10 protein-coding genes, 1 tRNA gene and 1 pseudogene are annotated in these 9,360 nt (G+C 57.9%); 7 read left to right on the forward strand and 5 right to left on the reverse strand.

Annotated elements, in window-relative coordinates:
* The coding region (locus BN1125_RS19330; protein ID WP_042011160.1) for a hypothetical protein at positions 1 to 186 on the forward strand (186 nt) is incomplete at its 5' end.
* 1 nt (position 187) lies between these two features.
* On the opposite strand, the gene BN1125_RS05645 is transcribed toward BN1125_RS19330, so the two are convergent.
* Positions 188 to 275: transfer RNA gene (locus tag BN1125_RS05645), tRNA-Ser, on the reverse strand.
* 197 nt (positions 276 to 472) lie between these two features.
* Here BN1125_RS05645 and BN1125_RS05650 point away from each other — a divergent pair.
* Positions 473 to 1,222: a DsbA family protein gene (locus tag BN1125_RS05650; protein WP_042011161.1), complete on the forward strand. Its 750-nt coding sequence runs from the start codon at positions 473 to 475 to the stop codon at positions 1,220 to 1,222.
* 297 nt (positions 1,223 to 1,519) lie between these two features.
* On the forward strand, positions 1,520 to 2,104 hold the full coding sequence (locus tag BN1125_RS05655) for a sulfite exporter TauE/SafE family protein (RefSeq protein WP_042011163.1): 585 nt from the start codon (positions 1,520 to 1,522) through the stop codon (positions 2,102 to 2,104).
* On the opposite strand, the gene BN1125_RS05660 is transcribed toward BN1125_RS05655, so the two are convergent.
* Both BN1125_RS05660 and hemL read right to left on the reverse strand, forming a co-directional pair.
* Positions 2,019 to 2,834, reverse strand: coding sequence for a hypothetical protein (locus BN1125_RS05660; protein WP_042011164.1), 816 nt, complete (start codon positions 2,832 to 2,834; stop codon positions 2,019 to 2,021). The two genes, BN1125_RS05655 and BN1125_RS05660, sit on opposite strands and share 86 nt — an antisense overlap.
* Before the next feature lie 218 nt (positions 2,835 to 3,052).
* Entirely contained in the window at positions 3,053 to 4,339 is a 1,287-nt protein-coding gene (gene hemL / locus BN1125_RS05665) for a glutamate-1-semialdehyde 2,1-aminomutase (protein ID WP_042011165.1), read from the reverse strand.
* Between the two features lie 244 nt (positions 4,340 to 4,583).
* On the opposite strand from hemL, the gene clcA reads away from it, so the two are divergent.
* From clcA to erpA, 3 genes are all read left to right on the forward strand, one after another.
* Positions 4,584 to 5,975 (forward strand): H(+)/Cl(-) exchange transporter ClcA, encoded by a 1,392-nt coding sequence (clcA, locus tag BN1125_RS05670; protein ID WP_042011166.1) that lies wholly within the window; start codon positions 4,584 to 4,586, stop codon positions 5,973 to 5,975.
* Between the two features lie 91 nt (positions 5,976 to 6,066).
* Positions 6,067 to 6,762, forward strand: coding sequence for a DUF6776 family protein (locus BN1125_RS05675; RefSeq protein ID WP_005343032.1), 696 nt, complete (start codon positions 6,067 to 6,069; stop codon positions 6,760 to 6,762).
* An 87-nt stretch (positions 6,763 to 6,849) separates the two neighbouring features.
* Positions 6,850 to 7,200 carry an iron-sulfur cluster insertion protein ErpA gene (gene erpA, locus BN1125_RS05680; protein ID WP_005340225.1) on the forward strand — a complete coding sequence of 117 codons (351 nt, stop codon included), beginning with the start codon at positions 6,850 to 6,852 and terminating at the stop codon, positions 7,198 to 7,200.
* A 138-nt stretch (positions 7,201 to 7,338) separates the two neighbouring features.
* Here erpA and BN1125_RS05685 read toward each other — a convergent pair.
* A pseudogene (locus BN1125_RS05685) lies at positions 7,339 to 8,454 on the reverse strand (Na+/H+ antiporter NhaC family protein).
* Between the two features lie 302 nt (positions 8,455 to 8,756).
* Between BN1125_RS05685 and BN1125_RS05690 the strand changes: the two are divergent.
* Positions 8,757 to 8,966: a hypothetical protein gene (locus tag BN1125_RS05690; protein ID WP_042011167.1), complete on the forward strand. Its 210-nt coding sequence runs from the start codon at positions 8,757 to 8,759 to the stop codon at positions 8,964 to 8,966.
* Here the strand turns inward: BN1125_RS05690 and BN1125_RS05695 are convergent.
* On the reverse strand, positions 8,961 to 9,233 hold the full coding sequence (locus tag BN1125_RS05695) for a late competence development ComFB family protein (protein WP_042011168.1): 273 nt from the start codon (positions 9,231 to 9,233) through the stop codon (positions 8,961 to 8,963). The genes BN1125_RS05690 and BN1125_RS05695 overlap by 6 nt on opposite strands.
* Between the last annotated feature and the right edge of the window lie 127 nt (positions 9,234 to 9,360).

The following is a 9,360-nucleotide window of genomic DNA, read 5'->3' on the forward strand; positions in this document are numbered from 1 at the left end:
CATGGTGTTATTAGCCAGGAGTGTGGTGGGCTGCTGGCGACAGACGAATTGGTGACAGGTTCAGAGCCACCGGTGGGCCGCTTGATGAGGATATTGAAGTCGGCTAATTTGCTGAGAACTATAGGGAATGGCGAATTTCTGGCAAACAAAAAGCCCACGCAACATGGTTGCATGGGCTCGGTATGAATGGCGGAGGAGGTGGGATTTGAACCCACGGATGGTCGCCCATCGCCGGTTTTCAAGACCGGTGCATTCAGCCGCTCTGCCACCCCTCCGCAGCAGTGCGGCGAATATTACCATGCTGATCCGGCTTGTAAATCCCTGCCCGGTTCGATTGCTGGTTAATTGCGCGAAATGACATGAAAAAGTGGCAGCGAGGTCACATCAAGCGCTTTTTTGGCCAGATAACTTGACTTGAAAACAGACTCAACCACTATAGTGGCCTCTATCATATCCTCTACAAGATAACGTTATGACTATTAAAAATGCCCTGTTTTGTGTGCTGGCGGGGTTGACCCTGCTGGCTGCACCGGTACACGCGAGCGAGCTGACCAAAAGCGATGTCGAGCAAATCGTTCGTGACTATCTGGTCAAGAACCCGGAGATCCTGGTCGAGATGTCCAATGCCCTGCGTGCCAAGCAGGAGAGCCAGCAGGCCGAAAGTGACAAGGCGCTGATCAAGAGTCACGCCAAGCAGCTGTATGCCAATAGTGACCCCGAGATCGGTAACCCGAAGGGATCGCTGACCATAGTTGAGTTTTTCGACTACAACTGCGGTTACTGCAAACGAGCTCATCCGCTGGTCAAGCAGCTGATGGCAGAAGATAAAGATATCCGTTACATCTACAAGCAGTTCCCCATTTTGAGCGAATCCTCCTACTTCGCTGCCCGCGCCGCACTGGCGGTACAGCTGGGTCAGCCTGACAAGTATCAGGCGTTCCACGAGAAGCTCTATACCCATCAGGGCCCGCTTGCTGACGAGGCTCAGGTCAAGCAGTTGGCACAGGCGGCCGGTGTGGACTGGAGCAAGGTCGAAGCCAAGATCAAGGATGGCAGCATTGACCAGAACCTGACAACCAACCGTGCGTTGGCCGAAGGGCTCGGTATTTCCGGGACTCCTGCCTTCATCATCGGTGATCAGATCCTGCGCGGAGCTCCCCGTGATCTGGCCAGCCTGAAGGGGTTTATCAAAGACGTGCGTGCAGGCAAAAGCATTCAATAAGAGATTGCGATGGCAAGGGCGACTGTGCGCCCCGGCCAGAGACAGAAAGAGGGTCGGTATCGCTACCGGCCCTCTTTTTCATTATCTCCTTTGCACAGGTGGTCGTCGCGAAAGGACCATAACAGCGTGCACAGGAGCGGGCCTGTCGGCCTCAGTTACAAGTATTAGCGGAGTCGTTCGACATCCATCTGGAAATATTTCACTTCACCGCGATTGGCTATGGAGCTTGTTTAATTACAGCCAAGACTTTTCCTGTGCCCTGCCTTAGAATCGCCGCCCGGCGCAGGAGAAATCACTATGTTAGTTGATATTTTACGGATTATTTTTATAGCAGGTGGTTTGGTGTTCGTCTTTATGCTGGTGCAGGCATGCTGGCAGAAGAAGTGCGATGGCACGCTCGAGGCCACGCCTTTCTGGCCGGTGGCGTTGATCGGCGGGGTTGCCAACTTCCTCGATACCCTGGGGGTGGGCAGCTTTGCGGTAAAGACAGCCTGCTACAAGCAGTTCAAGCTGATCGATGATCGGGTGTTGATGAATGTCGGTATCGGCCTGTTTGCCCCCTGCATGACGCTGGTTTATCTGCTGGGGATGAACCCGCTGGCAGCGTTTCCGATCATGATGGGCTCCACCGCCGTGTTTAGCGTCTTCTCCGCAGGCACCTTTATCCGCAAAGGGGCGTTCGATGCCAAGGCGGTGCTGGCAGTGGCCATCTTCGGCCCCATCGGTGTAGTGCTGGCAGCCATGCTGGTCAAATCCATGGATATGGAGATGCTGAAGTGGCTGGTTGCCTTTATCGTCATCTATACCTCCTGGACCATGTACGCCTCCTGGCGGGCGGCGCGTCGCTCCCCTGTGCAACTGACGGTGGAGAGCGCAGGCTAGCCTGTACCAGTGCCGCTTCGGCCTTGGCTCCCAGAAAGACATAGAGGCCAAGTGCCAGCAGCAAACCCACCGCACACCCCATCACCCCGACCGCAGGCCAGAGCAGCTCGCTCTGGCCGAGCGAACCTTTGAACAGCAGCAACAGCCCCTCGATGGAGACCGCGATCAGAATTGCGGCGATAAAGCGGGTGATGGTACGGCGAATGGCGCTGTGGCGGAAGATATCCTTATGCAGCAGTACCTCCTCTTCCAGAATGGTCTTGCCCAGATCGAACACCGCCAGTGCCAGCGTCAGGAAGATGATGGCGCTAAAGGCGCCGAGCTGGTTCTGCTGCTCGCCGCACAATAGCTGGTAGAGCTGCTCCAGCCCGTGCCAGATCAGGGTGGCGACGATGAGAAACAGCGCCATGCTGAGCACCACATAGACCGCCTTGAACCAGGGCATGGCGCGGCGGCGCTCCCTGTCTCCCATCAACCAGCCAATCAGCTGATTCAGACAGACGGTGATCTCCCGTCCTTGCCCCTGCACGATAAGGTGCAGCCGGTTATGGGCCGCCGGTGCCGCAGGCTGGATGCACATCGGCCCCTGATAGTGGTCAATGCTGACGACAAAGGGATACCCCTTGAGCGAGGCAAGAGGGGCTCTGAGCAGCCCCTGCAGTAGCGGGGTCAACTCCTCCTGATACTCCTGATAGCGCCGCAGCACATCGATAGGGCTCATCTCTGCCATATGGACCTCGGTGACGTGGGCTCTTGTGGTGAATGTGCAAATAGTGGGCCTGCTTTATGACAGGGATGGCAGGGCAAGTTGCACCAGAGGATGACAAATTGGTGAGTGACGAAGAGGGAATGCACCAGAACTGAGCGTATCGATGCCCTGTCTGGTGATGAAGGCACTGCAAAAGAAAAGGGCCCATGACGGGCCCTTCTGCGACAACCTGCGGCGATTCAGCCAGTCAGCTTGGCGAAGCTGCGCTCGGCGGCAGCCAAGGTATGTTCGATCTCCTTGTCGCCGTGAGCCAATGACAGGAAGCCCGCCTCGTAGGCGCTCGGCGCCAGATAGACGCCCTCTTCCAGCATGAGATGGTAGAAGCGCTTGAAGCGTTCCATATCGCAGCGAGTGACCTGCTCGTAGCGGGTGATTTCGTTCTCTTCGGTGAAGAAGAAGCCGAACATGCCGCCCACATAGTTGATGGCGAGCGGAATGCCATGCTTGGCCGCGGCGGCTTTCAGCCCTTCTGCAACACGGGCGGTCTTGGCGCTCAGCTGCTCATAGAGGCCCGGCTCCAGCAGCAGATCCAGCATGGTCAGACCGGCAGCCATGGCTACCGGGTTACCGGAGAGAGTTCCCGCCTGATAGACAGGGCCGGTCGGGGCGATGTGCTGCATCACCTTCTTCTTGCCGCCGAAGGCGCCCACCGGCATGCCGGCACCGATGATCTTGCCAAGGGTGGTGAGATCCGGGTCGATGTTGTAGTGACCCTGGGCACCACGCAAGGAGACGCGGAAGCCAGTCATCACTTCGTCCAGGATCAGCAGGGCACCGAACTCGTCACAGATGGCGCGCAGCCCTTCCAGGAAGCCGGGGACCGGCGGGATGCAGTTCATGTTGCCTGCGACCGGCTCGACGATGATACAGGCGATCTCGCTGCCGTACTGGGTGAAGGCTTCACGCACCGAATCCAGATCGTTGAAGACGCAGGTCAGGGTGTGTTTGGCGAAATCGGCCGGAACGCCCGGGCTGTTCGGTTGACCCAGGGTCAGGGCGCCGGAACCTGCCTTGACCAGCAGGGAGTCGGCGTGGCCGTGGTAGCAGCCCTCGAATTTGACGATCTTGTCGCGGCCGGTGTAGCCGCGGGCCAGACGGATGGCGCTCATGGTGGCTTCGGTGCCGGAGTTGACCATCCGAACCTGCTCCATGGAGGGGACGATCTGGCGCACCTTCTCAGCCATCAGCACTTCGATCTCGGTCGGCGCACCGTAGCTCAGCCCCTTCTCAACGGCCTTGATGACGGCGGCCTTGATGGCCGGGTGGTTGTGACCCAGCAGCATGGGGCCCCAGGAGCCGATGTAATCCACGTAGGCCTGACCATCCACATCATAGAGATAGGCGCCATCGGCGTGATCGATGAAGCGGGGCGTGCCGCCGACCCCATTGAAGGCGCGGACCGGTGAGTTGACGCCACCCGGAATGGTCTGGCGGGCCTGTTCAAACAGCTGATCTGATTTTGACATGGATCATCCTTAATGGGATTTTGGGCGTCACACAAGGGATTGCAGCCGATTGAGACTCGGCAGGCCGGAGCATCAGGAGTATGCTTTGCGCTCTCGCCACCCGGACTCTCGGTCTGCTCCCGTGACAAAAATTTAACGGGCCGACTATAGCAGAAAGCCCCAGCCCTGGGCAGCCGAGCAACGCGCCGGGTGATCCTGATCTCAGCTAGCTGACGATGTGGTTTTTCCAAGTTGGTGTAATAAGATGGCGCAACAAGCTCTCTCCTCTTCCGAACCGGATACTTCTGCGCGGGGGCCGGTTTCCCGCATCATCCGGCAAGACAAGATGCCCTTGCTGGTGCTGCTGCTGGCGGCGCTGGTCGGCACTCTGGCCGGACTGGTGTGCGGCCTGTTCGAATCAGGCGTGCACTGGCTGGTCGAGCAACGTATCACCTTGCTGGCTGATCGCCCCTGGTGGCAGCTCGGTCTGCTTGGCTTTGGCTTCAGCGCCTTGCTGGGATTTGTCGGTTACTTCCTTACTCATTCCTTTGCCCCGGAAGCGGGGGGCTCCGGCATTCCCGAGATCGAGGGGGCGATGGACGATCTGCGCCCGGTGCGGTGGTGGCGGGTGTTGCCGGTCAAGTTCTTCGGTGGCATCTGCACCCTGAGCTCCGGCATGGTGCTGGGGCGGGAGGGGCCTTCGGTACAGATCGGCGGCAACCTCGGCAAGATGGTGGCGGATATCTTCCGGCTGCCCAAGGAGCATGGCCATGCCCTGTTGGCCGCCGGTGCGGCGGGCGGTCTGGCGGCAGCCTTCAATGCGCCGTTGGCAGGCATCCTGTTCGTGATGGAGGAGATGCGGCCGCAGTTTCGCTACTCCTTTCTGGCCATCAAGGCGGTGGGGATCTCCGCCATCATGGCGACCCTGATGCTGCAGAACATGAAAGGTCAGGGGGCGGTGATCACTCTGCCCCACTACGATGCGCCAGCCCTCAAGGCGCTCTGGCTGTTCCTCTTTATGGGGGCCACCTTCGGGGTGCTCGGTTTTGTCTTCAACAAGCTGGTGCTGGCCTGTCAGGATGGCTATCTGGCGCTGCATCAGAACAAGCGCCACCGTTTTGTAGCCATCGGCATGCTGGTCGCCGGAACGTTTGGTGTGCTGTCGCTGTTTGCCCCCGCGGTGACGGGCGGCGGCACCGAGCTTATTCCCCATCTGATGGGGGATGAGTATGCGATGGCGACCCTGTTCCTCATCTTCTCGGTGCGGCTGGTTGCGACCCTCATCTGCTTCTGCTCCGGTGCCCCGGGCGGGGTGTTTGCGCCGACCCTGGCGTTGGGCACCCTGTTTGGCGTGGTGTTCGGCCATCTGTTTCATGCGGCGTTTCCTGAGCTTGGCATCGAGCCCGGCGCCTTTGCCATCGCCGGGATGGGGGCGCTGTTTGCTGCCACCGTGCGCGCCCCCATCACGGGTATCGTATTGGTCACCGAGATGACCGACAACTATCAGCTGATCCTGCCGATGATGATTACCACAGTGGGAGCCACCCTTGTGGCGCAAGCGCTGGGCGGTCGTCCCATCTATTCCCAGATCCTGGAGCGAACTTTACGGCTTGCCGCGCGTCAAAAGCGGGGTGATGGCAGCGCCACGGCCAGTTAATTTTTCCCTTTATCGCCTTTGGCCCCGGTCAGGGCGGTATAGTGAAGGGAGAGGCGCAGCCGTAAATGGCGTGATAACGGGATGAGGGGCTATGTCCAATCTATTGAAGTTATTGGTCGTGTTAGCCGTTGGCGGGCTCATCGGTTACTTTGTCGGTAACCGTCAGGAGCTGGCCCAGAGCAGTCTGTTGGTGGTGCAGCAGGAGACGCTGGATCGTCAGGGCAAGGCCATCGGCCAGCTCAAGACCGAGCTGGGGGTGAAAGATACCCAGCTGGCAACTCAGAAAGCGGCCTTCGAGCAGTTGCAGACCACCCTGAAGAGTCAGGAGGCGCAGGTGCAGGAGCTCAAGCGCCAGCTGGCCTTTTTCGAGCGGATCATGCGCCCCACCGGCGAACAGGTGGGGGTGGTGATCGACAACCTGACCCTGCAGGAGACCAGCATTCCCGGTCGTTACCACTATCGTCTCGCCCTGACCCAGCCTGCCAAGAAGCGGGAGCTGTTTCGCGGGCAGGTGCAGATCCGGGTCGAGGGGAGTCTGGCTGACAAGCCGAAGACGCTGACCGGTCGCGATCTCGGAATGAAGGTGAGCGAGTGGCGCTATGCCCTGCGTTATTTCCAGCTGCTGGAAGGGAACTGGCAGTTGCCGGAAGGCTTTGTGCCGGATCGGATCCGTGTCACCATCAACAAGGATGGCAGGCAACCGGCACAAGAGCTGCTGGTTGAGTGGGGCGAGGTGATCAAGCCGCTGGTCGCCGCGCCGCCTGCTCCGGTTCCCGCTGCCGGTTAAACGTGGTGAATACTTGAACTGAATGGTCGGGTATTGGATAATTTCGCGGTTTCCATGTTTGTGGATCTAATGGTTGTGAGGTCAGTAATGAGTGCAGTAGCAGAAGCCCCGCTGCCCATCCAGATGACGGATGCGGCGGCCAACAAGGTGAAGAACCTGATCACCGAGGAAGAGAATCCCGAGCTGAAGCTGCGGGTATACATCACGGGTGGGGGCTGCTCCGGTTTCCAGTATGGCTTTACCTTTGATGAGAAGATCAACGACGGGGACACCGTAGTCGAGAAGAATGGCGTCACCATGGTGATCGATCCCATGAGCCTGCAATATCTGGTAGGCGGCAGTGTGGATTACACCGAGGGTCTGGAAGGTTCACGCTTCACCGTGACCAACCCCAATGCCACCACGACCTGTGGCTGTGGCTCCAGCTTCTCCATCTGATCGGCGTTATCGGTCTGATGAAACGGCTCTCGGCGACGAGGGCTATTTTTGTTTGGGGGTTTTGCGATGCTGCTAAAACAACATCTCCCTGAAACAACAAAGGCGCCTTGATGGCGCCTTTGTTGTTTGCAAGATGGCTTAGCGGGAGCTTGCCGCCGCGACCAGCGGGATCCGGTTCACTGCCTTGCCCATGTAGGCGAGGGTGATGGTCACAATGATGCAGGTGAAGCTCAGCCACATGTAAGGCAGGTAGTCGAGGGTTGCCACCCCCAGCACCCCTGCCATGAAGATGCCGTTGTCGCTCCAGGGCACCATGCCGCAGGTGAGGGTGCCGCCGAACTCGGCGTTGCGAGAGAGGTTCTTGCGCGCCAGTCCCAGTCGATCGTAGTTCTTGGCCATGATCTTGGGGGTCAGGATCAGCGACACATACATGGCCGAGCCAAACACGTTGGCCAGAAATGCGGTGCCTATGGTGTGGCTGGTCAGGCTGCCGACGCTGTTGATGCGCTTCTCGAAGGCGCTGGCTATCACTTCCAGAATGCCGACCTTCTCCAGCAGGCCACCTAAGCCCAGACCGAAGATGATGACCGCGACCGAGCCCAGCATGGACTCCATGCCACCGCGACCGAGAATGTTGTCGATAAAGTCGATGCCGGAGGTGATGGCAAACGGACTATAAGCCGAGAGTATCTCCTTGACCGGGGGTCCATGCCCTGAAAGGCGATGGCCCAGATCAGGCCCAGCACCAGCACCACAGGCACAATGGCCAGCGGGGTGATGTTGAACTGGTTGTCGAGGGCCTCCATCACCAGATTGACCTGCTCCAGGCTGACGTTGCCCGAATACTGCAGGCCCACCACGGTGAACAGCACGGCGGTAATGACATAGGAGATCAGACTGATGGGCAGCATCCCCTTGATATGCTCCACCACGTCTACGTTGGACATGGTAGAGGCCAGCTCCACGGAGTCGGAGAGCGGAGAGAGCTTGTCACCGAAGTAGACTCCGGAGAGCACGGCTCCGGCTACCAGTGGCGCGGGTACCCCCAGGCTGTGGCCTATTCTCGAGAGACTTGTAATCGTAGCCGAGCTTGATGCCAAGCCCCATGATGACGAACCAGGCGATGAATAGCGCCAGCTGGATGGGCAGATCGAGCACGCTGGTGAACGAAAATGCCAGCGCTAGGAAAATCGCCAGACAGGCAAACACCTGGGCCATGTTCGGGAGTCGGATGTGGTTTTGTTGGTTTTGCATAGATACTTCCTAAGCTCTTGCTCGCCAAGATCAGCCCCTCTCGTCCTGTGGATACACGTATCCCGAGGGGCTTACCCAAAAAGAGGCCGCAATCTACCACAAACCCAGAGGGTTAAAGCCCCATCGAATTGGCAAAAAATGCAAATTTGATTGGAAAAATCATAAAATAGTTGATCTCATAATCCGTTTTTGACTGTCCTGTTGACATGGTTGGCTGCATACGAGGCTGCTTTATAGCATGACTTGCATCCTCGATTGATGAATATGATAATTATTATCAATTGATGTCGAGGATGCATACTATGCGCTGGATAGTGCGGGTGACCATGTTGTTGGTGGGGGGAGCTGTGCTCATGTGGGGTCAGGATAAAGCGTATGGCACCTGGAGTGTCGGTTTTCTGCTGGCCGCCTGGCTCATGCTTGAACCCGGATTGCGCCCTGCCTTGATCCTGCTGCCATTGGCCGGTTTGACCGGTATCGTCACCCTGCTCTGGCAGCAGCACTGGTTATGATATTTTAATGGGCGTCTGTTCGATCTTCTGCTGCGCGTTCTTGAGGGATGTGATGACTCGTTTTTCCATCTCGCTGCGTTGGGCCTCGGTCAGGAAATAGATCATGTCGACAGTGTGGCGAATATAGTGGGCAGGGAGCTGGTTGAGTGTAAGACAGCAGAGGTCGGCCATCTGGTCGTTGGTGAGCTTTTGCTGTAATCCCTGTTTTTCAATCTCTTTGAGCACCAGATGTTCGTAAAAGTTGTGAACGTCGGTATCCAGTATCATATGCGTTCCTTGGCATGACGATGAGCGGGGAGTCGTCAAAAGCATAGCAATAACAAGAGGTAAAAACAAAAGGCCCATCACTCTCGTGATGGGCCTTTTGCATAATGAATGGTGCGAAGAGAGGGAC

The sequence above is a fragment of the Aeromonas fluvialis genome (genome assembly GCF_000819885.1).
Taxonomy (GTDB): domain Bacteria; phylum Pseudomonadota; class Gammaproteobacteria; order Enterobacterales; family Aeromonadaceae; genus Aeromonas; species Aeromonas fluvialis.